Source organism: Cellulomonas sp. URHB0016 (assembly GCF_054057935.1).
The window spans coordinates 3,535,456-3,560,805 of the sequence record NZ_JBSRZU010000001.1 but is presented as its reverse complement, the minus strand read 5'-3'; the positions used below and the strand labels follow the sequence as shown (position 1 = coordinate 3,560,805).

Annotated in this window: 23 protein-coding genes and 1 pseudogene; 7 read left to right on the top strand and 17 right to left on the bottom strand. The window is 74.8% G+C overall.

Features of this window, described 5'->3' with window-relative positions; all coding sequences use genetic code 11:
- Window positions 1-109 precede the first annotated feature (109 nt).
- Window positions 110-1,207 carry a DUF4190 domain-containing protein gene (locus tag ACVW07_RS16370; protein ID WP_456820282.1) on the top strand — a complete coding sequence of 366 codons (1,098 nt, stop codon included), beginning with the start codon at window positions 110-112 and terminating at the stop codon, window positions 1,205-1,207.
- A gap of 24 nt (window positions 1,208-1,231) precedes the next feature.
- Here ACVW07_RS16370 and ACVW07_RS16365 read toward each other — a convergent pair.
- The 4 genes and pseudogenes from ACVW07_RS16365 to ACVW07_RS16350 form a co-directional block, all read right to left on the bottom strand.
- Window positions 1,232-2,780, bottom strand: a pseudogene (locus tag ACVW07_RS16365) (DUF7059 domain-containing protein).
- Complete coding sequence (locus tag ACVW07_RS16360) at window positions 2,777-3,478, bottom strand: endonuclease/exonuclease/phosphatase family protein (RefSeq protein WP_456820281.1); 702 nt, start codon at window positions 3,476-3,478, stop codon at window positions 2,777-2,779. The pseudogene ACVW07_RS16365 and the gene ACVW07_RS16360 overlap by 4 nt, the downstream one beginning before the upstream one ends.
- A 50-nt stretch (window positions 3,479-3,528) precedes the next feature.
- On the bottom strand, window positions 3,529-4,191 hold the full coding sequence (locus ACVW07_RS16355) for a ThuA domain-containing protein (RefSeq protein WP_456820280.1): 663 nt from the start codon (window positions 4,189-4,191) through the stop codon (window positions 3,529-3,531).
- An 85-nt stretch (window positions 4,192-4,276) separates the two neighbouring features.
- Window positions 4,277-6,649 (bottom strand): sodium-translocating pyrophosphatase, encoded by a 2,373-nt coding sequence (locus tag ACVW07_RS16350; RefSeq protein ID WP_456820279.1) that lies wholly within the window; start codon window positions 6,647-6,649, stop codon window positions 4,277-4,279.
- Between the two features lie 195 nt (window positions 6,650-6,844).
- Between ACVW07_RS16350 and ACVW07_RS16345 the strand changes: the two genes are divergently transcribed.
- The 5 genes from ACVW07_RS16345 (at window position 6,845) to ACVW07_RS16325 (ending at window position 11,114) form a co-directional block, all read left to right on the top strand.
- Window positions 6,845-7,378 carry a SigE family RNA polymerase sigma factor gene (locus ACVW07_RS16345; protein ID WP_456820278.1) on the top strand — a complete coding sequence of 178 codons (534 nt, stop codon included), beginning with the start codon at window positions 6,845-6,847 and terminating at the stop codon, window positions 7,376-7,378.
- On the top strand, window positions 7,375-8,745 hold the full coding sequence (locus tag ACVW07_RS16340) for a hypothetical protein (RefSeq protein ID WP_456820277.1): 1,371 nt from the start codon (window positions 7,375-7,377) through the stop codon (window positions 8,743-8,745). Before ACVW07_RS16345 ends, ACVW07_RS16340 begins: the two co-directional genes overlap by 4 nt.
- Before the next feature lie 26 nt (window positions 8,746-8,771).
- The gene (locus ACVW07_RS16335) at window positions 8,772-9,323 is read left to right on the top strand and encodes a hypothetical protein (RefSeq protein ID WP_456820276.1); all 552 of its coding nucleotides are present in this window, start codon (window positions 8,772-8,774) and stop codon (window positions 9,321-9,323) included.
- Between the two features lie 70 nt (window positions 9,324-9,393).
- A complete protein-coding gene (locus ACVW07_RS16330) occupies window positions 9,394-9,933 on the top strand; it encodes an RNA polymerase sigma factor (RefSeq protein ID WP_456820275.1) in 540 nt (179 codons plus the stop codon).
- Window positions 9,930-11,114 (top strand): hypothetical protein, encoded by a 1,185-nt coding sequence (locus tag ACVW07_RS16325; protein ID WP_456820274.1) that lies wholly within the window; start codon window positions 9,930-9,932, stop codon window positions 11,112-11,114. Before ACVW07_RS16330 ends, ACVW07_RS16325 begins: the two co-directional genes overlap by 4 nt.
- Before the next feature lie 103 nt (window positions 11,115-11,217).
- On the opposite strand, the gene ACVW07_RS16320 is transcribed toward ACVW07_RS16325, so the two are convergent.
- The 6 genes from ACVW07_RS16320 to ACVW07_RS16295 all read right to left on the bottom strand — a co-directional run bounded on the left by ACVW07_RS16320 (window position 11,218) and on the right by ACVW07_RS16295 (window position 17,056).
- On the bottom strand, window positions 11,218-11,541 hold the full coding sequence (locus ACVW07_RS16320) for an STAS domain-containing protein (RefSeq protein ID WP_456820273.1): 324 nt from the start codon (window positions 11,539-11,541) through the stop codon (window positions 11,218-11,220).
- A 95-nt stretch (window positions 11,542-11,636) separates the two neighbouring features.
- Window positions 11,637-12,293, bottom strand: a complete 657-nt coding sequence (locus ACVW07_RS16315) for an anaerobic ribonucleoside-triphosphate reductase activating protein (protein ID WP_456820272.1) — start codon at window positions 12,291-12,293, stop codon at window positions 11,637-11,639.
- On the bottom strand, window positions 12,290-14,083 hold the full coding sequence (locus ACVW07_RS16310; protein WP_456820271.1) for a ribonucleoside triphosphate reductase: 1,794 nt from the start codon (window positions 14,081-14,083) through the stop codon (window positions 12,290-12,292). The genes ACVW07_RS16315 and ACVW07_RS16310 overlap by 4 nt, the downstream gene beginning before the upstream one ends.
- A gap of 230 nt (window positions 14,084-14,313) precedes the next feature.
- Window positions 14,314-15,162, bottom strand: coding sequence for a 5-oxoprolinase subunit C family protein (locus ACVW07_RS16305; protein ID WP_456821102.1), 849 nt, complete (start codon window positions 15,160-15,162; stop codon window positions 14,314-14,316).
- A gap of 170 nt (window positions 15,163-15,332) precedes the next feature.
- A complete protein-coding gene (locus ACVW07_RS16300) occupies window positions 15,333-16,163 on the bottom strand; it encodes a 5-oxoprolinase subunit B family protein (RefSeq protein WP_456820270.1) in 831 nt (276 codons plus the stop codon).
- 122 nt (window positions 16,164-16,285) lie between these two features.
- Complete coding sequence (locus ACVW07_RS16295) at window positions 16,286-17,056, bottom strand: LamB/YcsF family protein (protein ID WP_456820269.1); 771 nt, start codon at window positions 17,054-17,056, stop codon at window positions 16,286-16,288.
- 186 nt (window positions 17,057-17,242) lie between these two features.
- Here ACVW07_RS16295 and ACVW07_RS16290 point away from each other — a divergent pair, with 186 nt between their 5' ends.
- Complete coding sequence (locus ACVW07_RS16290) at window positions 17,243-20,017, top strand: DEAD/DEAH box helicase (protein WP_456821101.1); 2,775 nt, start codon at window positions 17,243-17,245, stop codon at window positions 20,015-20,017.
- Between the two features lie 244 nt (window positions 20,018-20,261).
- Here the strand turns inward: ACVW07_RS16290 and ACVW07_RS16285 are convergent, their stop codons facing one another.
- The 7 genes from ACVW07_RS16285 to ssd all read right to left on the bottom strand — a co-directional run bounded on the left by ACVW07_RS16285 (window position 20,262) and on the right by ssd (window position 25,295).
- Entirely contained in the window at window positions 20,262-20,678 is a 417-nt protein-coding gene (locus ACVW07_RS16285; RefSeq protein WP_456820268.1) for an Rv3654c family TadE-like protein, read from the bottom strand.
- Window positions 20,675-21,049, bottom strand: a complete 375-nt coding sequence (locus ACVW07_RS16280; RefSeq protein WP_456821100.1) for a TadE family type IV pilus minor pilin — start codon at window positions 21,047-21,049, stop codon at window positions 20,675-20,677. Before ACVW07_RS16280 ends, ACVW07_RS16285 begins: the two co-directional genes overlap by 4 nt.
- Before the next feature lie 83 nt (window positions 21,050-21,132).
- Entirely contained in the window at window positions 21,133-21,510 is a 378-nt protein-coding gene (locus tag ACVW07_RS16275; RefSeq protein ID WP_456820267.1) for a DUF4244 domain-containing protein, read from the bottom strand.
- Window positions 21,511-21,681: 171 nt separating this feature from the next.
- The gene (locus ACVW07_RS16270; RefSeq protein WP_456820266.1) at window positions 21,682-22,317 is read right to left on the bottom strand and encodes a type II secretion system F family protein; all 636 of its coding nucleotides are present in this window, start codon (window positions 22,315-22,317) and stop codon (window positions 21,682-21,684) included.
- A 115-nt stretch (window positions 22,318-22,432) separates the two neighbouring features.
- A complete protein-coding gene (locus tag ACVW07_RS16265; protein WP_456820265.1) occupies window positions 22,433-23,176 on the bottom strand; it encodes a type II secretion system F family protein in 744 nt (247 codons plus the stop codon).
- On the bottom strand, window positions 23,173-24,351 hold the full coding sequence (locus tag ACVW07_RS16260) for a TadA family conjugal transfer-associated ATPase (protein WP_456821099.1): 1,179 nt from the start codon (window positions 24,349-24,351) through the stop codon (window positions 23,173-23,175). The genes ACVW07_RS16265 and ACVW07_RS16260 overlap by 4 nt, the downstream gene beginning before the upstream one ends.
- A 164-nt stretch (window positions 24,352-24,515) precedes the next feature.
- Complete coding sequence (gene ssd, locus ACVW07_RS16255) at window positions 24,516-25,295, bottom strand: septum site-determining protein Ssd (RefSeq protein WP_456820264.1); 780 nt, start codon at window positions 25,293-25,295, stop codon at window positions 24,516-24,518.
- Window positions 25,296-25,350: the final 55 nt, after the last annotated feature.

Sequence of the window (25,350 nt, the reverse complement as noted above, 5' to 3'; positions counted from 1 at the left end):
CACCCGCGGCGGGCCCGGTCCAGGCGGCCGGGCCCGTCGCTGTCACATCACTCCTTCGACATCCACGTTCTGCCCTCACGGGCCCCGCGGGTCGCCTACCCTCTCCCGCATGCCCGATTTGCCCCTGCCGCCGCCTGGAGCGCCCCGCTCGTACCGGGACACCGACCCGGTCGCGATCTGGGGGTTCGTGCTCACCTTCCTGTGCTGGCCGCTGGGCCTGCTGCTCTCGTTCGTCGCGCTGCGCCGGGTCCGCCGCACGGGGCACGGCGGCTGGGGGCTCGCCGTGGCGGGCGCGACGCTCTCGACGATCGCCGCGGTGGCGACGGCGCTCGCCGGGGCCGTGCTCGTGGCCCGCACCGACCTGCCCCAGCAGTGGGTCGCGCGCAGCGCCGCGCACGGCGACGTGACGGCGGCCGAGCGGGTGGCCCGCGACGTGGCCGAGGATCTCACCGCGCGGCACGAGAAGAACGGGGAGTGGCCGCACGACGCCGGTCACCGGGTCGTCGGCGACGTGCGCGTCGACGCCTACCGCACCGACGACGAGCTGTGCGTCGACGCGTCGCGCGGCGACCACGAGGTGTCGATCGTGGACGGTGACGTCCGGCCCGGGATGGGCTGCCCCGACCGCGGCTTCGCGCAGAGCTTCCGCGCCGCCCACGACGAGGACGTCGCCGCCTACGAGCGTGACCGGCAGGCCGCGCTCGTCGACCAGCTGCGCGCCCGTGCGGCGATCGTCGCGGACCGGTCGTCGCTCGGCGGGAAGCCGCAGCTCGGCCTCCTGCACGTCGACCGCGCCGACCTGGAGGTCTGCTCGGCCGTGGTGGTCACCTGGGACCACATCGACGACGTGCGGGCGCGCGAGGCGTTGTTCCGCCTGCTCCAGCAGGTCGACGGGTACGTCGCGATGACCACCTACACGGACGACTTCGAGGAGTACCAGCCGCACGACCCGAGCTGGGACCCGTTCGCCCGGACGCTGCTGTACCTCGAGGCCGACTGCTGGCGGGGCGGCTTCGTGGGGCCTGACGGTCCCGCCACCGGGCTGCCGGCCAGGTGGACGGTCCCGCTCACGCAGGAGGCGATCGACGCGGACAAGGCCCTCGTCGCCGCCACCAGGACGGGCGACCCGGCCGCGGTCGCCCGGTCCGAGGCCCTGCACGACGAGGAGGAGTCCCAGATCGCGGCGGCCATCGCCGCCCGGACCTGACAGCGGCGCCCGCCGGTCCTCAGGTCATGCGGGCACGACGAGCCCGTCGAGCACCAGCCCGCGCAGCGACGGCAGCACGTCCGCCGCCACGGCGTCGGCGGCGACGTCCAGGAGCGCGCCGAGCGCACCGACGATCTGCCCGACGGTCAGCTCGCCGTCGCACGCCCCCACGAGGCCGGCGAGAGCCGTGCCGGCCTGCACGGCCCGGCCGAACCCGCCGCCCTGCCGCAGGAGGACCACCTGCGGGTCGACCTCGCCCGGGGTCAGGTAGCGCTCCTCGGTGACGTCCGGGGCGACGACCAGGCGGGCGGCGAGGAGCGCGTCGACGTCCCTGTCCAGCCACTCATGGGCCGCGAGGCTCGCCGCGATCGCCGGCCCCAGCGGCTGCCGGACGCTGCCGGTGACCTCCTCGAGCCGGTGCAGCGTGGGTCCGCCCGAGACGGGCCGTCGGAGCGTGACGACGCCGAACCCGATCGCCTCGACGTCCCGTGACGCGAAGTCGTCGAGCCACGCGCCGTAGCGGAGCGCCCACGCGTCGCGGTCCCGGTCCGGCGTGGTGCCGCCCGTCCCGGATCCAGGTCTCGGCGTACTGCGCGGGGTCCTGCAGCTCGCGCTGCACCACCCAGCCGTCCAGACCGCTGGCGTCCAGCCACGCGCCGACGCGCTCGTGCCACTGCTCGCCGCGCCGGACCTCCCAGTTGCCCAGCAGCTGCGCGACACCGGCGGGCTCGAGCACCGCGCCGACGCCCTCGACCAGCTCCTGGACGATCGCGTCCCCGGACCGGCCGCCGTCGCGGTACTCGTACTCCGGCACGCCGGCCTCGCGGGGCGTGATGACGAACGGGGGGTTGCTCACCACCAGGTCGAACCGCTCGCCCGCGACCGGCTCCAGCATCGAGCCCGAGCGCAGCGACACCACGTCCTCGCCGAGCCCCGCCAGGGTGGCGTTGAACCGGGCGAACGCGAGCGCCCGGGCCGAGATGTCCGTCCCGAGCACGTGCGCCGAGTGCCGGGAGGCGTGCAGCGCCTGGATCCCGCAGCCCGTGCCGAGGTCGAGCGTGCGTCGACGCTCGTCGCGGACGGTGACCTGGGCGAGGGTCGTGGAGGCACCCCCGACCCCGAGCACGTGGTCGGTCCGCAGGGCTCGACCGGTCGCCAGCTCCCCGAGGTCGGACGCGACCCACCACGCGACCTCCCCGCCCCCGTCCAGCGCGGCGTACGGGCGCAGGTCGACGCAGGCCCGCGTCTCGTCGTCGGGGCCCGACCCGGACGACGTCACCAGGCCGAGCCGCTCGGCCCCCACCACGCCCACCCGCGGCAGGGCCGCCGCGAGGAGCCGCCGGGGCACGGGCTCGCCGAGGAGGAACAGACGCGCGAGGACCGCGACGGGCTCGGTGCGGCCTGACGTCGCCCGACGGGCGGGGACCGGCTCCTCGCGGTGCAGCGCGTCGGCGGCCACGGTGCCGAACACGGCCTCGACGCCCGGCACGGAGTAGCCGGAGCCGGTCAGGTCCGCGCGCAGGTCGTCGAGCAGGCCGCTGTCGGTCAGGGGGGCGGCCGGGGTGTGGTTCACGCCGCCATTGTCCCGGACCCGTCCGGAGGGCTGACCACGAGGTCGGCGACGACGGGCCGGTGGTCGCTCCCCCGGCGGACGGGCGCCCCGTCGGGGACGTGCACGCCGTCGGCGGTGATGCGGCCGGAGACGAACACGGCGTCGATGCGCTTGCGCGGGACGCCCGCCGGGAACGTCGGGGCACCGTCGGGCGCGACGTCCGTGAGCACCCGGCCGAGCCGCACCCACGCGGGACCCCCCGGCAGCTCGTTGACGTCCCCCATCACGACGGTCGGCGGCTCACCGGTGCCCGGCACGGTCGCCTCGACGACGAGGTCGAGGTGCTCGGCCCGTTCCTGCCGGTGCAGGCTGAGGTGCACGACGACCACCCGCACGCCGTCGACCGTGGCCGTGCTGACCCCCCGGCGCGTGGTCCCCGGCCGCCATGGCAGGCGGATCGCATGGGCCCCCGCCACGGTGTGCCGTGGTGCGGCGAGCAGCGCGGTGGTCCGCGATCCCCACCCGTTCACGACGACCACGAGCCCGGCCGCCGCGGCGAACCTGCGCAGCCTGCGCCTTCCGAGCGGTCCCCGGGGCGGTTCCTGGATGCCGAGCACGTCCGGCCCCTCCGCGCGGACCACCTGGGCGGCCGCCGCGCGGTCGAGCTGGAGACCCTTGAGGTTGTACGTCATGAACCGCAGCCGGCATCCGTCCGTCACGCGGGCCATCCTCCTCGGTGCGGACCGGCGACGCCCGACGGGTGGGCCGGTCAGCCCGCGAGCCAGCCGATCGCGGAGCGCAGCAGGGTCCGGTGCGACGGTGACGCGTAGGACCGCAGGTCGTGGCCGAGCGCCGAGTAGACGACCCGGCCCGGGTCCTGCCGGGCCCACACCACCGGGTGGGCGGTGCCGTCGTGGTCGGCGACGGCCAGCACCTGGACCGGCGCGGACAGCTCCAGGTCGAGGTAGCTCTCGTCCACCGCGTGGAGCCCGTCGGCGACGTCCGCCGTCACGGGGTGCGCGGGGTCGACCACCCGGAAGGACGCGTCACCGAGCGGCGGGTGCCACGACGTGCCGTCGACCCACCGCCCGCCGAGCGTCGCCGCCCAGCGCGGGTCGTCCTCGAACGTCATCGACGCCTGGTGGACGGCGAGGACCGGGACGCCCTGCGTCATCAGCGCGGTGCGGCGGTCGTGGAACGCGGCCCACGCGTCGTCGGCACCGTCGAACCCGGGGTCCACGCGGCCGGTGCCGGCGTTGACCACGAGCAGGTCGGGCGTGACGTCGTCGAGCGCGTCGGGGAACGTGCCACGGAGCGACGCCGTCCACCCGCACTCCTCGAGCAGCGACGCGAGGACCTGGGACGTGGCCACGTGGTCGTGCCACGGGTCCTCGTAGCGGCCCCGGCCCACCAGGACGAGCGCGTGCGGCATGGCTCTCCTCGACCCGTCCGTCGTTCCGGTGAACACCTGCGCCCCTCGCCCGGGACCGTCCGGGCGAGGGGCGCAGGGTGGCGCGTCAGCGCGTCAGCGCCGTGTCGCTCTCGTCGGCGTCGTCGTTGGCGTTGCTCGCCACGGCGGGCGTCGACGACTTCGCCGCGAGAGCCTGCGCGGCCTCGTCCTGCAGGCCGCCCTCGCGGTCGACGCGGGCGGCGCGCAGCCGCGACGCCACGACAGCACCGAACGCGATGAGCGCCGCCGTGGTGGCGATCGCCAGGCGACCGGTCTGGCTCGCGCCGTCGCCGACGGAGATCGTCACGACCGCCGGGGCGATCAGGACCGCGACCAGGTTCATCACCTTGATGAGCGGGTTGATCGCCGGGCCGGCGGTGTCCTTGAACGGGTCGCCGACGGTGTCGCCGATGACCGCCGCGGCGTGCGCGTCGGACCCCTTGCCGCCGAAGTTCCCGTCCTCGACGATCTTCTTCGCGTTGTCCCAGGCGCCGCCCGAGTTCGCGAGGAACACGGCCATGAGCACACCGGCACCGATGGCCCCGGCGAGGAAGCCGGCGAGCGGCCCGACACCCAGGCCGAAGCCGACGGCGATGGGCGCGAACGCCGCCAGCAGACCGGGCGTGGCGAGCTCACGCAGCGAGTCCCGGGTGCAGATGTCGACGACCTTGCCGTACTCCGGCCGGACCTCGCCGGTCATGATGCCGGGGTGGTCGCGGAACTGGCGCCGCACCTCGAACACGATGGCGCCGGCCGCCCGGGTCACGGCGTCGATCAGCAGACCCGAGAACAGGAACACCGTGGCGCCGCCGAGGATCACCCCGACGAGCGTCATCGGGCTGATGATGTCGTACGCCAGCATCGACGACACGAGGTCGCCGACGGGCCCGCCCTGCACGTCGTCGAGCGTGGTCTGCACCGAGTCCGCGTAGGACCCGAACAGCGCGGTCGCGGCCAGCACGGCCGTCGCGATCGCGATGCCCTTGGTCACGGCCTTGGTGGTGTTGCCGACGGCGTCGAGGTCCGTGAGGATCTGCGCGCCCTCCGGCGTCACGTCGCCCGACATCTCCGCGATGCCCTGCGCGTTGTCGCTGACCGGCCCGAACGTGTCCATGGCGACGATCACGCCGACGGTCGTCAGCAGGCCGCACCCGGCCAGCGCGATGAGGAACAGCGCGAGCGCGATGTTGCCGCCCGCGATGAGGAACACGCCGCAGATGGCCGCCGCGATGATGCCGGCCGTGTAGACCGCGGACTCGAGCCCGACGCCGATGCCGGACAGCACGACCGTGGCCGCACCGGTGAGCGTCGTCTTGGCGACGTGGATGGTCGGCTTGCTCGTCGTGCCCGTGAAGTAGCCGGTGACCCACAGGATGATGCCCGCGAGGACCACGCCGATGGCCACGGCCCCGGTCGCGATGAGCCGCGGGTCGCCCGCGTGCGTCTCCAGGCCCACCCGGCCACCGTCCAGGTCGGCGAACGTGGACGGCAGGTAGACGAACGCCGCGACGGCCGCGAGCACGACGCCCACGAGCGCCGCGGTGTAGAACCCGCGGTTGATCGCCGCGAGCCCGCTCTCCGAGCCACGCACGCGCGTGATGAACACGCCGAGCACCGCGACGAGCGCCCCGACCGCCGTGACGATGAGCGGGAACACGAGGCCCTGCTCACCGAACGCGGCCTTTCCTAGGATCAGCGCCGCGACGAGCGTCACCGCGTAGGACTCGAACAGGTCCGCCGCCATGCCCGCGCAGTCGCCGACGTTGTCGCCGACGTTGTCCGCGATGGTCGCCGCGTTGCGCGGGTCGTCCTCCGGGATGCCCTGCTCGACCTTGCCGACGAGGTCGGCGCCGACGTCCGCGGCCTTGGTGAAGATGCCGCCGCCGACGCGCATGAACATGGCGAGCAGCGCGGCCCCGAAGCCGAAGCCCTCGAGCACCGACGGCGCGTCGCCCTTGTAGATGAGGACCACGCTCGCGGCCCCGACCAGGCCCAGGCCGACGACCGACATGCCGACCACGCCGCCGGTCCGGAACGCGATGCGCGCGCCCTCCGCGCGACCACCCGGCTCGGAGGCCGCCGCCGCGACGCGCACGTTCGCACGGGTGGCGAGCCACATGCCCAGGAACCCGATCGCCGCGGAGAACACCGCGCCGACCAGGAAGAACAGTGAGCGGCCCAGCTTGATGCCGGTGTCACCGGGAAGCAGGAAAAGCAGACCGCAGACGACGACCGCGAAGATCGCCAGGGTCCGGAACTGCCGGCTCAGGTACGCGGAGGCACCCTCCTGGACGGCGCGCGCGATCTCGCGCATCGACGCGGTGCCTTCGCCGGCCGCGAGCACCTGCCGGCGCAGCGCCACCGCCACGAGCAGGGCCGCCACTCCCAGGGCCGCGATGACACCGACGATCATGAGGCTCGTGGATCCGAGCTCGACCATGCATCCTCCTCGGACGTTCGGCGCGGCCCCCTGACCGCGTCTGCCCGTCGGCCCCGTTGCCGTCGGACCCGGGCAGTCTAGCCAGGCGATGTGACGTAGATCCCACATGTGGGTGTACTTCCAGGTCACCCCCAACCATTCCGGTGCCACACGCGTCATGAGAGGTATGACGCACACTCACGATGGGGACAGCCGGTGACCTGGGAAGACGACCTGGGTCGGCTCGTGCACGACCGCGGCTCCGCGCTCGTCGCGTACGCCCACCTGCTCACCGGAGACCTGCACAGCGCCCAGGACCTGGTCCAGGACGCCCTGGTGAACACCTTCTCCCGGCGCCGCCCCGGCGAGGTCGACTCCGTCGAGGGCTACGTGCGCCGCGTCATCCTCAACGCCTACCTCGACACCTGGCGACGCCGCCGACGCCTCGACGCCGTCGCCCACCTCGTCGACCTCACCGGTCCCGGCCGCGACCAGCACACCGAGGCCGCCGACCGCGCCGACGTCGCCGCCGCCCTGACCGCCCTGTCCCCCCGCGAACGCGCCTGCGTCGTGCTGCGCTTCTACGACGACCTCACCCTGCCCGAGATCGCCCACCAGCTCGGCATCTCCACCGGCGCCGTCAAGCGCTACCTGTCCGACGCCCGCCGACGCCTCGAACCCCTCCTCGGCCCCCAACCCGGCCTGCTCACCGAAGACGTCTCCACCATCACGAACGGAGGCCGGCGATGAACCGCGACCTGAGCACCGCCCTCGGCGAGCTCGCCGACCGCGTCGAGCACACCCACCGCACCACCGGCCCCGCCCTGCCCCTCGAACGGATCACCACGCGAGCCCGCCGCCGCCGCCACGTCCGCACCGCGCTCGTGTCCGCCGCCTCCGCGGCAGCCGTCCTCGTCCTGGCCGTCGGCACCGCCTACGCCGTCCGCCCCGACACCCACCCCGCACCACCCGCCCACACCACCAGCGCCACCACGACCCCGACACCCACGCCGACCCCCGACCCGATCGTGCTGCCGACCGGCGACGCCGCGAAGTCGTTCGGCACCTGCGGCGCCCTCGGGACCACCGTGCCGGAGCACCCGGCGGGCGACGACTACTACGTCAGCGCCGGGATCACGACGACCACGGTTCGCCCCGGTGACACGCTCGCCGTGGACGGATCCTTGGCCGCCTTCATCGTGGGCGTGACCCCGGCCCTGATGCCCGCCGCGGGGCCGTCGTTCGCGGTGGTCCACGACGATGTCGTGGTCGCCACCGGAGAGCTCTACGGGGGGGTGACGCCCGGCTGGGCGACGATCCTCTCGGACCCCGACGCGCCGATCGACACGTGGTTCGGGCGGCTCCCGCTGACCGTCTGCGACGACGGTTCCGACGCCACCACGACCGGGCGGGCACTGCCCGACGGCGAGTACCAGCTGGTGCCGTGGGCGGACGTCGTGAGCATGGATGCCTCGACGTACTCCCAGGTCGAGGACGGCAGGCGCACACCCGACGATGCGGCCTCCGCCGCCTCGTCGGTCCACGCGACAGCGACCGGCCCGGCGACCGCGTTCACGATCTCGTCGTCCGCGGCCTCGACCATGGACACGACCTCCGAGACGTTCGACGCCTCCGCGACGGTCGTGCCGACCTGCGGCGCGCCGGCACCGCAGGCCCCGGCACCTGCGTGGTCGACGGCGCTCGACGTCGTCCCGCTCGACACGACGGTCCCCGCGGGCGCGCCAGTTCACGTCGACAGCACCATGCGCTACCTCGGCCCGAGCCACATCGCGGTGTCGATGGGTTGGAACCCTGAGTACCTGGTCGTGCAGGGCGGGGTCGTCGTCGGCACCACGGTCGAGTTCGTGGACGGGCTCCGGGGCCCTGCCGACCTCGGTAGCGGCGCAGTCCACCACGTGCAGAGCGACCGCGTCCTGACAGGCTGCGTGGACGACTCTGCGTCCGAGGCCCTGCCCGCGGGCGACTACACCGTCTACCCGTTCGTCCTCATGAGTGCCGCGCGCAGGTGGAACGGGTCCGCCTGGACGCCTGTGGCGGGCGCCGACGGCATGACTGCGCTCTTCGGCCAGCCGTTCCCCATTACTCTCACGCCCTGACCGATCACGCACGACGGAGGTGAGCGATGACCTGGGTGGGGACGACCGCGGCGCGCGCCCGGCACCGCCGTCACGTGCGCACGGCCCTGATGTCCGCCGGGGCCGTGCTCGGGCTCGCCGTCGGCACGGCCTGCACCGACCATTCCGACCCCACGCCCACGCCCTCGGCCCGCACTGTCACCCCGACACCCACCGCCGACCCCGTCGTGCTGCCCACCGGCGACGCGACCCGCCCCTATGGCGCCTGCGGCTCCTGGAGTGCGGTGCACCGGCACCGGCACCGCCCACGGGTCCGTCGCAGCTCGAGCTCTCCGCCATGCCGCGCAGCCTCACGGCTGAGCAGGGAGGGTCGATCCGCCTCGACGGGACACTCTCCTACACCGGCGGGCGCCGAGCTCGCACTCTCCGGGACCGAGCTCGCGCTCGTCGGCTGCGACGACCGCCAACCACTCGCGCCCGAGGTGTACACGTTGTATCCCCGGGTGGCCCTGTCCGGGCTCCGACTCACGGGAGACGACCTGTTCCGCCACGGCGCGGTCTACGGCCGGCCGTTCGACGTCATCGTGACGGGCGACTGACCACCCTCGCGACCAACGATTCGCACCCCCCGGTCGTCCTGGATCATGACGGCCACGACAGGGAGGTCCGATGCCGGCCTGGGAACAGGTGCTCGACGAGCTGGTCCGCGTCCGCGGACGGGCGCTGGTGCGGTACGCCGCACTGCTGACCGGTGACGAACGTGCCGCCGAGGACCTGGTCCAGGACGCCCTCGTCCGCTGCTTCACCGGCGGGCGGGCCCTGCGGGACCCGATTGCCGCGGAGACCTACGTGCGGCGGGCGGTGCTCTCGACGTTCCTCGACGGGTACCGTCGCCGGCTGCGCTGGTCCGCGGTGCGGCACCTGGTCGCCCGCGACGACGAGGTCGCGGGTCACGAGGCGACGGTCGGGGCCCGGCTCGACGTGCGGGCGGCGCTGCTGACGCTGCGACCCCGGCTCCGGGCGTGCGTGGTGCTCCGGTACTACGACGACCTCACCGTGCCGGAGATCGCCCGCCGGCTCGACGTGTCCGACGGGACCGTCAAGCGGTACCTGTTCGACGCGACCGCCCAGCTGGAGGCCCTGCTGGGGCCGCTGCCGGACGGGCACGACATCGATGTCGACCTGCTCGCCGATGGGAGAACGAGATGAGCGTGGAGCTCGGTCGCGCGCTGCACGACGCGGTGGACCCCGGCCCTCAGGACGCGCCGTTCGAGACGGCGGGGCTGGTCCGGCGGGTGCGCCGGCGGCGGGCCGTTCGCCGCGGCGTGCGGGCGACCGTCGCGGTCGGCGCCGCGGGGGCCATCGTGCTGGGTGCAGGGCACCTGGCAGGTGGGCCGTCGGGGCTGCCCGCCGCACGGCCGGACGCCGCACCGGGGACGTGCGGCTCGGACGTGGCCCGCCTGGGTCCGGCCGGCGGGTCGGACGAGCTGGGCGTGGTGTACCGGCGGGGCACGGACCGTGAGGTGGGCTGGACCTCGGAGCAGCTGCGGGACGCCGGTGCGACCCTGGGGTCGTTCTCAGGGCGGCGGCTCGCCGTGCAGACGGTGTCACCCATCGCCGACGAGTCCCTGCAAAGCCTCGACGGGCCGGACGTGACGGCCCTGCGCGTGCAGGCCGCCCAGGTCGCCGTCGACGCGGCCGATGACCCCGTGCTCGAGGTCGAGGCCGAGCGGCTGTCCGCCACCGTCGCGCGCCTCGACGCGCTCCGCGGGGGTGCGACACCGACGCCGGCACCGGCGCCGGCTTCCGAGCCCGACGTGCGGCTGCTCGTCACGCATGCCGGGACGGTCGTCTCGACGGCGGGCCTGGACCGCATCATGAGCGGACCGTTGCTCACTCATGGGACGGGCACGCTCACGACCTTCGCGGCGGACCTCACCTCGTGCGCTCCTGGGGGTGGCGACCTCCCGCCCGGGGCGTACGACGCGTGGCTCACCGTGCCGGGGAAGGACGCCGGGCGCACGCTCGTCGGCCCGCTCGCGCTGGACCTGCTCGCGCCCGACGCACCCGTGTCGGGCCTGCCCGACGGCTTCCCCGCGGAGGTGCCGCTCGTCGCCGGCACGCTGGTGAACGCCGGCCGGCTCGACGGCGGCGGGTGGACCGCGGAGGTGGCCGTCCCGGGCGACGACCGCCTCACGGGTGCGGCGTCCGCGCTCGGCCTCGATCCCGACGAGGCGGCGACCTACCAGACGTCGATGGACGGGCTCAGCGACTCCAGCAGCTTCTTCGTGTCGGACGTCGGCCGTTGGCAGGTCACCGTTCATGACCTGCCGGGGACGGCGCCGGAGCCGACCGTGCTCTACCTGATCACCCCCGTGGCGACGGGCTGAGACCCGGCTGGCGGGCGGACGGTGGAGGGAACCGGACGCCCGCCGGCCGACCTGGCGGTCCGAGCCTGGGCCGTGAACCCACGCCCGACCCGCGAGTCCACGGTCAGCCCGTCAGGGCGTCCTCGAGCGTGGCGTGGACCGTGAACACCTGCAGCAGCGCGGTGATCCGGAAGACCTTCAGGAGGCGCTCGGAGTCGATCACCAGCTGGAGGCGACCGCCGAGCAGGCGCGCCTTCTTCAGCGTCCCGACGAGCACCCCGAGCCCGGTGGAGTCCATGAACCGGACCCCGCGCAGGTCGATCACGAGGTCGGTGCGGTCCTGGTCGAGCAGGTCGAGGAGTCGTTCGCGCAGGACGTCGGCGGTCGAGACGTCGATCTCGCCGACCACGTCGACGACCGTCTGCGCACCCACGTCCCTGCTGGTCACCTTGACGTCCACAGGCTTGCCTCCCGGGCTGATTCAAACAGACGGCGCCCGGCCCGACGACCACCCGAAGGGGTGTGCGTCGGGCGGGCCCACCGTCAGGCGGCGGCGACGGAGGCCAGGGCGGCCCGGTACTCGGCCGTCGTGCCGTCCGTGCGGACTTCCTGCAGCACGTGGTGGCGGACCCCCAGGTCGGCGAGCAGGCCGGTGAGTGCCACCACGTCGGCCGGCCCGAGCACCGTGGGGTCCACCGTCGTCCTGACCTGCACGTCGACCCCGGACCCCAGCACCAGCCGGAGCGACGCGAAGGCGGCGTCCGCGCTCGTCGTCGGCCCGCCGACCTGCGTGACGGCACGGTACAAGGGGGCGGGGGCCTTCACGTCGAACCCCACCCAGTCCACGAGCGGCAGAATCTCGGCCAGCCGGCCGGGGTAGGCGCCCGACGTGTGCAGACCCACCGCGAACCCTGCCTCACGGACCTCGCGGGCGGCGTCGACGAGCGCCGCCTGCCGGAGCGGCTCCCCGCCGGAGAAGACCACGCCGTCGAGCAGGCCGCGCCGGCGGGCGAGGAGGTCGCGCACGTCGTCCCACGGCACGGTGCCGGGCGTGCGCGGGTCGAGGATCGCCGCGTTGTGGCAGTAGGTGCACCGCCACGGGCAGCCCTGCAGGAACACCGTTGCGACGAGCCGGCCCGGCCAGTCGCACGACGAGAGCGGCGTGAGGCCGGCGATCGCCAGGTCGGTCGACGAGGTCATCGCGCGAGCGCCCGCTCCTGGAACGGCAGCCGCTCCGCGTGCTCGCCCTTCTTGCCGATGTTGAACGAGCTCACGGGTCGGTGGTACCCCATGACCCGCGTCCAGACCTCGCACGTCGCGTCGCACCGCGGGCACGTCGGGTGCTCGCCCGCGACGTAGCCGTGCCCGGGGCAGATCGAGAACGTCGGCGTGACCGTGAGGTACGGCAGGCGGAACCGGGACAGCGAACGGCGCACGAGCTCGCGTGCCGCGTCGGGCGTGGACAGCCGCTCGGCCATGTAGAGGTGCAGGACCGTGCCGCCGGTGTACCTCGTCTGCAGGTCGTCCTGGCGCTCCAGGGCCTCGAACGGGTCCTCGGTGAATCCGACGGGAAGCTGCGACGAGTTCGTGTAGTACGGGTTCTCGTCGGTGCCGGCCTGCAGGATCGTCGCGAACCGGCGGCGGTCCTCCTTGGCGAACCGGTAGGTGGTGCCCTCCGCGGGCGTGGCCTCCAGGTTGTACAGGTGCCCCGTCTCCTCCTGGTACCGCACCATCCGGGCGCGCACGAAGTCCAGGAGCCGGACGACGAGCGCGTGGCCCCGCGGGTCGGTGAGGTCGTACGCGTCGCAGGCGAAGTTGCGGACCAGCTCGTTGAGGCCGTTCACGCCGATCGTCGAGAAGTGGTTGTCCAGCGTGCCGAGGTAGCGGCGGGTGTAGGGGAACAGGCCCTCGTCGATGTACTTCTGGACGACCTCGCGCTTCAGCTCGAGCGACGTGCGCGCGAGGTCGAGCAGCGTGCCGAGCGCGTCGAACAGCGCATCCTCGTCCCCCGGGTGCAGGAACCCGAGCCGGGCGCAGTTGATCGTCACCACCCCGACCGACCCGGTCTGCTCCGCCGACCCGAACAGACCGTTGCCGCGCTTCAGGAGCTCGCGCAGGTCGAGCTGCAGGCGGCAGCACATCGAGCGCACGTCGCCCGGCCTCATCTCCGAGTTGAGGAAGTTCTGGAAGTACGGCAGGCCGTACTTGGCGGTCATGGCGAACAGCCGGTCGGCGTTCTCGCTGTGCCAGTCGAAGTCCGGGGTGATGTTGTACGTCGGGATCGGGAACGTGAACACGCGCCCCGACGCGTCGCCGTCGGTCATGACCTCGATGTACGCCCGGTTGACCAGGTCCATCTCGGCCTGCAGGTCGCCGTACGTGAAGTCGCACGGCTCCCACCCGACCAGCGGCACCTCCTCGCGCAGGTCGTCGGGGCACACCCAGTCGAACGTGAGGTTGGTGAACGGCGTCTGCGTCCCCCACCGGCTGGGGACGTTGAGGTTGTAGACGAGCTCCTGGATGCCCTGCAGCACCTGCTCGTACGTGAGGCCGTCCAGCCGGACGTAGGGAGCCAGGTACGTGTCGAACGAGCTGAACGCCTGCGCGCCCGCCCACTCGTTCTGCATGGTGCCGAGGAAGTTGACGATCTGCCCGATCGCCGAGCCGAAGTGCTTCGGCGGGCGGGCGTCGACCTTGCCAGGGACCCCGTTGAGCCCCTCCTGCAGCAGCGTGCGCAGCGACCACCCGGCGCAGTAGCCGGACAGCATGTCGAGGTCGTGGACATGCAGGTCCCCCTCGCGGTGCGCCCGGCCCACCGCCTCCGGGTACACGTGGCTCAGCCAGTAGTTCGCGACCACCTTCCCCGCCGTGTTCAGGATGAGGCCGCCCAACGAGTAGCCCTGGTTCGCGTTGGCGTTGACCCGCCAGTCGCGACGGTCCAGGTACTCGTCGATCGACGACCCGACCTCCACGACGACCTGCTCGGACATAGTTCCCCTTCCAGATGATGTGGTGATCACCGGTGTCCACCACAAGATGTGGGAATTTGTATGCCCGGGTGGCGGTCGGGACCGGGACCTACGTCCCGGATCCCGCGCGGCCGTGCGGCCGGTGGGACGGATGTTCCGGCGTGTCGCTGCACGCGTCGCTGCTCGGTCGTCGCGCGCGTCGCTGCCTCGGTCGTCAGGCGCGTCGCTGCCTCGGTCGCCGCACGCCGCGCTCAGCCGCGCGCGAACCACACCCGCTCACCGGGACGGACCTGCGCGAGGGCCCCGAGCGCGCGTCCCCGGACGACGGCGACGACCGGGTAGCCGCCCGTGACCGGGTGGTCCACGCCGAACACCAGTGGCAGGCCGTCGGGCGGCACCTGCACCGCTCCCGGCACCAGCCCGAGCGACGGGAGCTCCCGGCCGAGGGCCCGGCGGTCGCGGGGGACGACCGGCCCGTCCAGACGCACCGCGACCCGGTTGGTGGCCGGGGCCACCGTGTACCCGGCCGCACCGCACAGCACCGCCATCCCGTCGTCGAACGAGTCCACGTGCGGTCCCGGGACGACGGGCAGCACGACCTCGTCGGGCCAGGGCCGCACCGGCGCGACGTCGACGACCGGCCAGGCGTCCGGCGGTGAGCCGACCGGGAGCTCGTCGCCCACGGCCACCGCCGCCGGCCCGATCCGGCCCAGCACGTCCGTGGAGCGCGATCCCAGGACCGCGGGTACGTCCACGCCGCCACGGACCGCCACATAGGTGCGGAGCCCGCGGTCGGGCGGTCCGAGGCGCAGCTCGGCACCGTCCCGCAGCTCCAGCGGCGCATGCGGGCCCACCGGCACGCCGTCGACCCACGCCGGCGCCGGCGCCCCGGCCAGCGCCACAGTGACCGGGCCGTGGGGCCGCAGTCGCAGGCCGCCCATCAGGACCTCCAGGCCGGCCGCCCCCTCCGCGTTCCCGACCAGCCGGTTCGCCAGGCGCAGCGCCGCAGGGTCCGCCGCTCCCGACCGGCCCACGCCCACGTGCGCCCAGCCCGGTCGACCCAGGTCCTGGACGAGCGTGAGAGGCCCTGGGACGAGGATCTCAAGACGGGGTGCGGATGCCGGTACCAGGGCCGGCTCGCGGGCCGGTGGAAGGGCCCGTTCGGAGGCCGGCTCGCGGGCCGGTGGAAGGGCCCGTTCGGGGGCCGGTTCGCGGGCCGGTACGCCGGCTGATGCGGCGGTCTCTGGCGGGTCTGCGCCGCCGACCGTCGTCACGCCGGACCGACCGTCGGCACGAAACGCACCGCCGTCCCCGGCGGCAGGAGCGCCGGCGGCGTCCGGCGGACGTCGAAGAGCGTGGCGTCGCACCGGCCCAGCAGCCGCCATCCACCGGGCGTGTCGGCGGGGTACACGGCCGAGTACTCGTCGGCGATCGCGACCGAGCCCGCCGGGACCCGCGGGCGCGGGGAGTCGCGGCGCGGGACGCGCAACGCCGGGTCGAGGCCCACGAGGTACGCGAACCCGGGCATGAAACCGCCGAACGCGACCGTGTACGTCGGTGCCGAGTGCAGGGCGACGACCTCACCGACCGAGCGCCCGACCAGGTCCGCGACCTCGGCGAGGTCCACGCCGTCGTAGACGACCTCGAGCGTGACGAGCCGGGGCGGCTGAGCGCCGGCCGGGGCGTCGTTCTCGTCGGCACGGGCACCGGCACCGGCGCTCGCACTGGCCCTGCCGCTCGCACTGGCCTTGCCGCTCGCACTGGCCCTGCCGCTCGCACTGGCGCTGCCGCTCGCACTCGCACCCGCACCTGCAGCCGCACCGGCACTGGCACTGGCACTGGCACTGGCACCCGTCGATGTCTCCCACACCCGGACCACGGCGCCCGCCAGGTCGGCGAGCCCGGCACCGGTCGACGCGCGCAGGAGGACCGTCCGCGCCGCGGGCACCTGGTCCACGACCGCGCCCCACGGGCCGTCCCCGATCCGTCGGGCCTCCCTGAGCGCGTCGTCCAACCGTCGCACCGCGGCGAGGTCGGCGACCTCGACGAGGAGCGCGTCGTCGCCGAACGGGACGACCCGCACACCCGCGTGGTCGGTCATGTGCCCGATCCTGCCGCGTCCGGGAACCGGACCGCACGACCGCCGGGGCACTGCGAGGGCGCCGAGGTCAGGTGCGGCGACCGTCCGGGTCACCGCGGGGGCGCCGTGCTCACCGCGGCGGCTCAGACGAACGGCTCCACCACCACGCCGGAGCCGACGAGCGCGTCCCGGACCGCCGCCGCGAGAGCCGTGGCACCCGGCGTGTCGGAGTGGACGCACACCGACTCGGCGTCGACCTGCACCACTGCACCGTCCACCGCGACGACGCGGCCACGCACCACGAGGTCCAGCACCCGAGCCACGACTGCTCCGACGTCGACGACGAGGGCACCCGGCTCGGTCCGGGGCACCAGGGTCCCGTCCGACCGGTAGCCACGGTCGGCGAACGCCTCCGTCACGCCACGCAGGCCGCGGTCGTGGGCGACGTCGAGCACGACAGCCCCGGGGAGCCCGACAACGGGCAGGTCACCGCCCGCAGCGACGACGGCGTCGACGACGGCCGACGCCTGCTGCTCGTGACGTACCACGGCGTTGTAGAGGGCCCCGTGCGGCTTGACGTACGCCACCCGGGTACCCGCCCCGTCCGCCGCCCGCCGCAGGGCGGCCACCTGTTCCGCGACGTCGGCGCGCAGCACGTCCGGCGGCACGTCCAGGAACCGCCGCCCGAAGTTCTCCCGGTCCCGGTACGACACCTGTGCACCGACCGCGACACCGCGCTCCGCGGCCGCCCGGCACACCGCCGCCATGACCCGCTCGTCGCCGGCGTGGAATCCGCAGGCGACGTTGGCGCTGGTCACCGCGTCGAGCAGCAGCGTCTCCGGGCCCCGGACGCCCGGGAGCCAGTCGTCGAGGCCTTCGCCGAGGTCACAGTTCAGGTCGATGCGTGCGCGCATGGCCTGATCTTCGCGCGCCGACGGGGTCGTGCGCCGCCGACAGGAGTGCACCCCGACCGGCACGGTCGCGTCCGGCCGGCAGGGTCGTGCGGTCAGCAGGGCGTCGGCCGGTGCGAGGATGGCGCCGTGGTCCGGACCGGCGAGCTGCTCGACGTGCTGCTCGCCTCGGGGCGGCGGGCGGACCGGATGACGCACGTGCGCCACCTTCCGGCCAGGCCCGGCGAGCAGGTCGACTGGCCGGCCTGGGCCGACGGCGACCTCGTCCAGGGCTACCGGTCGCTCGGCGTCGACCGTCCCTGGCGCCACCAGGCCGAGGCGGCCGAGATCGCCCGGTCGGGCCGGCACGTGGTCCTCGCGACGTCCACCGGCTCCGGCAAGTCGCTCGCGTTCTGGCTGCCGTCCCTCACGGCCGCCCGCACGGCCGCGGCGTCCTCCCTGCTCGACCCGGGGCGCGTCGAGTCCGTCGGCCGTCGCGCGAGCACCCTGTACCTCTGCCCGACCAAGGCGCTCGCGGCCGACCAGCTGCACGCGCTCGACCGGCTGCTCTCGGCCGCACGGATCCGGGACGTCCGGGTGGCGACCTGCGACGGTGACACGTCGCTCGACGAGCGGCGCTGGGTACAGGAGCACGCGGACGCCGTGCTCACGAACCCCGACTTCCTGCACTTCGCGCTCCTCCCCCAGCACCGCCGGTGGGCACGGCTCCTCGGCTCGCTGCGCTACGTGGTGCTCGACGAGTGCCATGCCTTCCGCGGGGTGTTCGGCGCGCACGTCGGGCTGGTGCTCCGGCGGCTGCGGCGCCTGGCCGCGGCGTACGGCTCGTCCCCCGTGTTCCTGCTGGCGTCCGCGACCACCTCCGACCCGGCCGCGAGCGCCGCCCGGCTGCTCGGCGTCGACCCGTCCGACGTCAGCGCCGTCACCGCCGACGCGTCGCCCGTCGGGCGCAAGACCTTCGTGCTGTGGCAGCCGCCCGAGCTGCCCGGCGGCGAGCCGCCCTGGGCCGCGCTCGTGCCTGAGGACGATCCCTGGGCCAGCGCCCTGCCGGCGCCCGCCGCAGCGACCCGCGCCGCCGACGACCTTGCGCCACCTGGACCCGACGATGTGTGGCCGGTCCCCGCCACCGTCCCTGCCACAGTCCCTGCCACAGTCCCTGCCAGGACCCGTGCCACGGCCGCACTCCCCGGGCCATCGGCCGCCGACCGAGCCGGGCCGCCTACCCCCGCCGGCCGGGAGGGGATCGGTCACGCGCCGCCCGGTCACGCAGAGCCCGGTCCGACTGAGCCCGGTCACGAGCCCGGGCAAGCGGCGCCCGCTCAGGCACCGCCCGGTCACGCAGAGCCCGGTCCGACTGAGCCCAATCAGGAGCCCGGGCAAGCGGCGCCCGCTCAGGCACCGCCCGGTCACGCAGGGTCCAGCCAGGAAGGCTCGGGCCCCCTCGGCACCGGCGAGCGCCTCGTGGCCGGTCCCGTCGACCGTCCGCGACGCACCGCGACGGCCGAGATCGCGGACCTGCTCGCCGATCTCACGGTCGCCGGCGCGCGCACGCTGGCCTTCACCCGGTCCAGGCGCGGAGCCGAGTCGGTGGCCGCGTCGACGCGAGCTCATCTGGAGGAGATCGACCCGGACCTCGCGCGTCAGGTGTCCGCGTATCGCGGCGGTTACCTGCCCGAGGAGCGGCGAGCTCTCGAGGCGGCGATCCGCAGCGGTGACCTCCGGGCACTCGCGACCACCAACGCGCTCGAGCTCGGGGTCGACATCTCGGGTCTGGACGTGGTGCTCATCGCGGGTTGGCCTGGCACCCGCGTGTCCCTGTGGCAGCAGGCGGGCCGGGCGGGCCGGGCGGGCGCGGAGGGGCTCGTCGCACTGGTGTCCCGGGAGGACCCGCTGGACACGTTCCTCGTGCACCACCCCGAGGCGATCTTCGAGACGCCCGTCGAGGCGACCGTGTTCGACCCGACGAACCCCTACGTGCTCGCCCCGCACCTGTGCGCCGCGGCGGCGGAGCAGCCGTTGCGAGCCGAGGAGCTCGACCTGTTCGGTCCACGGACCGCGGACCTGCTCGCCCAGCTCGTCGATCGGGGCGCGCTGCGTCGGCGCCCGTCCGGCTGGTACTGGACGCATGCCGAGCCCGCGAGCCGGCTCACGGACCTGCGCGGCTCGGGCGGCGACCCGGTGCGCGTCGTGGAGTCCGTCACCGGGCGCCTGCTCGGCACGGTCGACGCAGGCTCCGCGGACTCGACCGTGCATCCGGGCGCCGTGTACGTGCACCAGGGTGCGACGTTCGTCGTCGACGACCTGCATCTCGAGGACGGCGTCGCCCTCGTGACGCGTCGGGACGTCGACTACGGCACCTGGGCACGCTGGCTCACCTCCACGGAGATCCGCTCGGTCGACGAGGAGGTGCCCTGGGGGCCGGTCACCTGGGGGTTCGGCGCGGTCGACGTGACGACCCAGGTGCTCGGCTACCAGCGCAAGCGCATCCCCGACCTGCAGGTCGTCGGCAGCGCCGAGCTCGACCTGCCTGCCCGGACGCTGCGGACGACGGCCGTGTGGTGGACCGCGCCGACGGCGGTGATCGAGGCAGCCGGTGTCACCGTCGAGGCGCTCCCTGGTGCGCTGCACGCCGCCGAGCACGCGTCGATCGGCCTGCTGCCGTTGCTCGCGACGTGCGACCGCTGGGACCTCGGCGGGCTGTCGACGGCACTGCACGTCGACACCGAGCAGGCGACCGTCTTCGTCCATGACGCCTACCCCGGCGGAGCGGGCTTCGCCGAGCGGGGCTTCCACCTGGGGGCGACGTGGCTCCGCGCGACACGCGACGCGATCGTCGCCTGCCGGTGCGCCGCCGGATGCCCGGGGTGCGTGCAGTCACCCAAGTGCGGCAACGCGAACAACCCGCTGGAGAAGGCCGCGGCAGTCCGCCTGCTCGACGCCGTCCTCGCGCACTCACCCCACCCCTAGCACTGCGGCCCGTCACCGCGCGGAGCCCCCAGCGCGCGGCGCGCAGCGCGTGTCACCGTGCAGCCCTCGCCACCGGGCAGCACGCAGCCCCGGTCACGGCCGAGCGTGCAGCGCTCGCAGCGCGCAGCGCTCGTCACGGCGCAGCGCGCCGCGCTCAGCACGGCACGGCACGGCACGGCACGGCGCCGCACGCAGCACTCGGTACGCAGCGCACGGCACGGCACGGCACGTCCAGGAGCGCTCGTCACGGCCCGGGCTGGAGCGGCCCGGCACGTGCACGCGCCGAGGCCGTCCCCCATGCGGCCGACCGTCGCGCGTCGACCGCCAGGACGCCGCCGCCCTCGTCGTCGCACGTGGCGAGCCGGGCGCCGTTGCGGCGAGCGACCTCGGCGGCGACCGCACACGGTTCCGCACCAGCGGCCGTACCAGCCGCACTCGCCGCTGCAACGGCCCCGAGGCCCGACGTCGCGTCCTGCATCGCACCGGCGCCCGCGAGCGCTGCGAGGTCCGCCGCGGACTGCGCCTGAGCGCGAGCCACCTGCGCCGACACGAGCAGGGACAGGGCGACCCCGAGCATCAGCACCACGGCGACGACCCCGAGAAGGAGCACGGTCCCGGAGCCCTGTTCGCGGTCCTCCGCGGCTGGATCGTCGGGCGTCACGACCGCCCCGACAGTGTCGGTTCGCTGCGAGCGACCGCGTCCGCCCGGACGTGCACCAGGCCCAGCCGACCGCCGAGCCCGGCAGCCGCATCGACCCGTACGGTCACCCACCCGTCCTCCCGTGTGACGCCGACCTCGGCTCCGGTCCCGGCCACCCGCCGCACGATGCGGGCGACGGCCGCGTCGTCCTCTCCGAGCGCGGCCTCCCTCGCTCCTGCCCGCGCACCGTCCGTGCACCGGGTCTGGGCGATCGCGGTCGACGCCACGGCGAGCACCATGACGAGAACGAGCACGACGGCAGGGAGCCCGACAGCCAGTTCCGCCGTGACGCTGCCATCATCGCGGGGCTGGTCCGACCGACGCCGCCGCACGGCGTCGGTGCCCGCCCTCCACCTCACGGCGTCGGTCCCTGTCGGGCTCCGCCTCACGACGTCAGTGCCTGTCGGGCTCCGCCTCACGACGTCAGTGCCTGACGGACCAGTGCCATGAGCATCGACTTGACCTCGTTCCCCTTGAGGATCACGACGAGCAGGCCGGCGAACCCGACCGCGGCGAGCGTCGCGATCGCGTACTCGGCCGTCGCCATCCCTGCGTCGTCGCCCAGCCGGCGCAGATGTCTGGCCGTCTGGACGACCGTGCCGGTCGCGACGCCCGTTGCGAGCGACGGACGAACAGCGCGCCAACGACCGCGTCCGACCTGCCTGGCCGGTCCGACCGGCCCGGACGTCGTGCCGGTCGGACGCGGTCCGGGCGCCGGCGGCTGGGGCCCTGTCGCGTCGGGGTACGCGGTCGCCCGCTGGGTCGTGCTCCGGGCCACGGTCTGTGCGGTCATGATCTCTCCTTCGACGTGGTGTGCGCCGCCGTCCTGCGGCGCACCCCAAGCCTTTCGGCCCAGCGCCCGCCTCCGACCTGGACGAGCCGGGCCCGTGGAGCGTCGTCCACTGACGTCGGGCTGTGGGCGGCTGGCGACCGACCAGGCGCCTGCCGCGTCCGCAGGACCGGGTCAGAGCACGAGCCCTCGCGCCAGCGACAGCACGACCGGGACGATCCCGAGGAGGACGAACGCCGGCAGGAAGCACACGCCCAGCGGCAGCACGAGCCGCACACCCAGGCTTCCCGCCGCCTCCCGGACCCGCCCTCGACGATCCCGTCGGACGGCTTCCGCACACGCGCGCAGCGCGGGACCGGGCGCAGAGCCGCTGGTCCACGCCGGCTGCAGCGCGTCGGCGACGAGCCGCAGCTCACCGGAACGCCCGGCCCACGCGGTGGACCACGACGCGCCCAGCACGAGCGCAGCAGCGACATGGGCCAGCTCTTCCCCCAAGGTCCCGCCGACGGCGGATCCGACCGCGCCGAGCGCCCTGGGCAGCGCGACACCAGTGGCGACGGCCGACCCGACGAGCTCCAGGACGAGCACGACGTCCACTCTCACCGGTGGTGCTTGCCGGGAACCGGGGTCCGAGCCGGTCGTCCCGGCAGGACCCCGGTGGTCCCCTCGGACCCGCTGCCCCCGGCCGCCCACGCCGGTCAACCACCAGGGCAGGAACGCTCCGTACGACGACGCCGCCAGCACCAGCCAGAGCGTGACGGCCCGGGTCACCACCTGGGCCACCACCTCGGACGCCGAGTCGCACCCCACGGACGCCCCGTCCCGCCCGCCCGTCCCCCTCGCCCGGGCGATGCCACCGAGCCGGCTGCCCGCTCGGCGACGGACCAGGTCACGGTTCCCTGCTGCGTCCCGTCGCTCGCCCGTCTCACGACGCCCGTCCCCCGTCGGCGGCACGCCGCAGCAGCGCCCGGGTCCATCCGCGTCCCGCGAGGAGCAGCCCGACACCGAGACACGCCGCGCCGGCCCCGAGCCCGCCCTCCCGGACGGCGGCGACGGGCTCGGCACCCAGCGCCGCACCGACGAGCAGCCCGAGCACGGGCAGCCACGTCAGCACCCCGGCGGTCGCACGTGGCCCCGCGATGGCCGCACGCATCTCCGACTCCGCCTCGGCATCGGCCGCGATCGCGCCCGCGAGCCGCTCGAGCACACCCGCGAGCGGCGCCCCGAGGTCGTCCGCGAGCGCCGTCGCGGCGAGCACCGCGGCGACCCGCTCACGGTGAGCGCGGGTGTGCTGCACGAACGGGCCGCCGCGCGCGCGGACGAGCTTGGTCTGCCACGCCCGCAAGCGGCGCGGCAGGGCTCCGGCAGGCTGCGGGGTCGTCGCGACCAGCAGCTCCATGGCGGTCGGGACGTCCCGCCCCAGGTCGACCGGCCCGAGCGCTCGTCCCCATGCCACGGCCGGCCGCGCACCGGCCCGGAGCTCGGCGACGACCACCAGCAGCGCTGCGGCGAGGTCCACCGTGGTCCGTTCGGGCGCCGGGCTGCGAGCGATCCGGCTGGACGCATCGCCGGCCCGGGGCACCGCGAGACGCACAGGCGGTCGCCCCGGCGGCCCGGTCACACCGACGACGGCGCAGGCCACCGCGATGCCCACGAGCAACGCGTTCACGGGGTCACCCTCCGGGTCTGTGCCTGGCTCTCGATCGCCGGACCGAGTCGGGCCACGAGGGCACCCCACGCCGGACCTCGCTCGCTGGTACCGCCGGCATCGCACCGCATGGCGCACCCGACCTCGAGCGCACCGTCAGGGCGTCGCCGGAACACGCCGACCTCGGCCAGGTACCGGACCGACCGGTGGGTCCCCGACCGCCTCAGGTGGAGAACGGCGTCGAACGCGCTCGCAGCCTGCGCGGCGACCGCCTCCCGCGACAGGCCCGCGAGGGCGCCGAGGGCCTCGAGGCGTGCGGGCACGTCGGCCGCCGTGTTGGCGTGCAGGGTCGCGCAGCCTCCGTCGTGGCCGGTGTTCATCGCGGTCATGACCTCCCGGACCTCGGCACCGCGGCACTCGCCGAGCACGATCCGGTCGGGTCGCATCCGCAGTGCGTGCCGGACCAGGTCGGAGAGGTCCACCCGACCGGCGCCGTCGACGTTCGGGCGCCGGGCGAGGAGCCGAACGACGTGGGGGTGCGCGGGCGCGAGCTCGCCGGACTCCTCGATGACCACGAGCCGCTCGTCGTGCGGGACGAGCGACAGCAGGGCGGCGAGCAGCGTCGTCTTGCCCGACCCGGTGCCGCCGGTCACGAGCAGGTTCGCGCGGGCCGCGACGATCGCCCGGACGACCGGCACGGCGGCGTGCGCCAGGGTGCCGAGGCGCACGAGCTCGTCGACGGTGAGGGCCCGGGCGCGCACCACCCGGAGGCTGAGCAGCGTCCCGGCGCCCGCGACGGGCGGCAGCACGGCGTGCAGCCGGGTGCCGTCGGGCAGCCTGGCGTCGACCGCCGGAGAGGCGTCGTCGAGCCGCTGACCGCCGGCCGCGGCGAGCCGGACCGCCAGCGCGCGCACCTGGTCGTCGGAGCCGAGGTCGACGTCTGCCCTCGTGAGCCGGCCGGCCCGCTCGACCCACACGTCGTGGGGGCCGTTGACCAGCACGTCCGACACCGCAGGGTCCTCCAGGAGCGGCTGCAGCAGGCCGGCGCCGAACAGCTCGGCCCGTGCACGCCCGGCGATCTCGGTGAGCGCACGGGACCCGAGGACCGTGCCGTGCTCCCGCGCCGCGTCGTCCACGGCCGCCCTCATCGCGCCGTCCCCCGGCACTCCCGCGGCACCACCGAGATGCTCGCGCATGCGGTCCCGGACGACGTCCAGCACGGGTGCGAGGACGGAGTCGGGGATCCAGACAGGGGCCGAGGCGGGGATCGTGGCGGAGACAGGGGCAGGCGCAAGGGCAAGGACAGGGGCAGCGGCGGCGGCGGGAGCGGCTCCCGTGCCCCGGGGACCGTCGTCGACGGTCACGCGACACCGGCGCGCAGGTCACGGGCGAGGCGTTCCGCGAGCCGCACCACCGGGCCGGTGCGCGGCGGGCCACCACGTTCGGCCGCCGCCGCGAGCCGCCGGTCGTGGCGTACCGTGCCGACGAGCGGCAGGTCCACCGACTGTGCGAGCTGGGCGGCGCCCAGGCCGCCGGGCGCCGGGCCGCGCACGAGCAGCCCGACGTCGGCGCCCGACGCGATCAGCGCGGGCCGCATCGCCAGGACGCCCGCCACGCTGCGCAGGTCCCGAGGGGTCACGACCAGCACCGTGTCGCACGCGTGGACCATCGACTCCCCGGCGACCACGCCCGCGCGGTCGAGGTCCAGCACCAGGGCTCCGACCGTGCCCGTCAGGGCGTGCAGCACGTCGGCGGCCACCGCCGGCTCCGGCGGTGCCGGACGCGACCGGTCCGCACTGAGCACCGCGCACGCACCCCACCGCGGCAGCAGCGCGACGACCTCGCCCCCTGCCACGTCGCCGCGCGCCGACGCGAGATCGGGCCACCGCACCCCGTCGACCGCCTCGAGCCCGAGCATCAGGTCGATCCCTCCGCAGCCCCGGTCCAGGTCGACGAGCACCGTGGACGTCCGCCGGGCGAGCCTCCCGGCGACGGCCGCGGCGAACGTGGACGCTCCGCCTCCTCCTCGCGCGGCGACGACACCGACGACCACGGCGCGCTCCTGAGATCCCGCCGGGCGCACCGCGGTCCGGCCGACCGCCGGCCATCGACCGGTGCCTGCCTCCACGACGTCGGACATCCGCACACTCCCTCCACCAGGCATGCGACGGGACACTGCCGCACGCCTGTGCCAC

Excerpts from the sequence above, each read along its gene's own strand:
- ACVW07_RS16370 (WP_456820282.1), top strand. The coding sequence starts at position 110 with ATGCCCGATTTGCCCCTGCCGCCGCCTGGAGCGCCCCGCTCGTACCGG.
- ACVW07_RS16330 (WP_456820275.1), top strand. The coding sequence starts at position 9,394 with ATGCCGGCCTGGGAACAGGTGCTCGACGAGCTGGTCCGCGTCCGCGGA.
- ACVW07_RS16350 (WP_456820279.1), bottom strand. The coding sequence starts at position 6,649 with ATGGTCGAGCTCGGATCCACGAGCCTCATGATCGTCGGTGTCATCGCG.
- ACVW07_RS16300 (WP_456820270.1), bottom strand. The coding sequence starts at position 16,163 with ATGACCGACCACGCGGGTGTGCGGGTCGTCCCGTTCGGCGACGACGCG.
- ACVW07_RS16355 (WP_456820280.1), bottom strand. The coding sequence starts at position 4,191 with ATGCCGCACGCGCTCGTCCTGGTGGGCCGGGGCCGCTACGAGGACCCG.
- ACVW07_RS16275 (WP_456820267.1), bottom strand. The coding sequence starts at position 21,510 with ATGACCGCACAGACCGTGGCCCGGAGCACGACCCAGCGGGCGACCGCG.
- ACVW07_RS16325 (WP_456820274.1), top strand. The coding sequence starts at position 9,930 with ATGAGCGTGGAGCTCGGTCGCGCGCTGCACGACGCGGTGGACCCCGGC.
- ACVW07_RS16290 (WP_456821101.1), top strand. The coding sequence starts at position 17,243 with ATGACGCACGTGCGCCACCTTCCGGCCAGGCCCGGCGAGCAGGTCGAC.
- ACVW07_RS16340 (WP_456820277.1), top strand. The coding sequence starts at position 7,375 with ATGAACCGCGACCTGAGCACCGCCCTCGGCGAGCTCGCCGACCGCGTC.
- ACVW07_RS16315 (WP_456820272.1), bottom strand. The coding sequence starts at position 12,293 with ATGACCTCGTCGACCGACCTGGCGATCGCCGGCCTCACGCCGCTCTCG.
- ACVW07_RS16335 (WP_456820276.1), top strand. The coding sequence starts at position 8,772 with ATGACCTGGGTGGGGACGACCGCGGCGCGCGCCCGGCACCGCCGTCAC.
- ACVW07_RS16310 (WP_456820271.1), bottom strand. The coding sequence starts at position 14,083 with ATGTCCGAGCAGGTCGTCGTGGAGGTCGGGTCGTCGATCGACGAGTAC.
- ssd (WP_456820264.1), bottom strand. The coding sequence starts at position 25,295 with ATGTCCGACGTCGTGGAGGCAGGCACCGGTCGATGGCCGGCGGTCGGC.
- ACVW07_RS16260 (WP_456821099.1), bottom strand. The coding sequence starts at position 24,351 with ATGCGCGAGCATCTCGGTGGTGCCGCGGGAGTGCCGGGGGACGGCGCG.
- ACVW07_RS16295 (WP_456820269.1), bottom strand. The coding sequence starts at position 17,056 with ATGCGCGCACGCATCGACCTGAACTGTGACCTCGGCGAAGGCCTCGAC.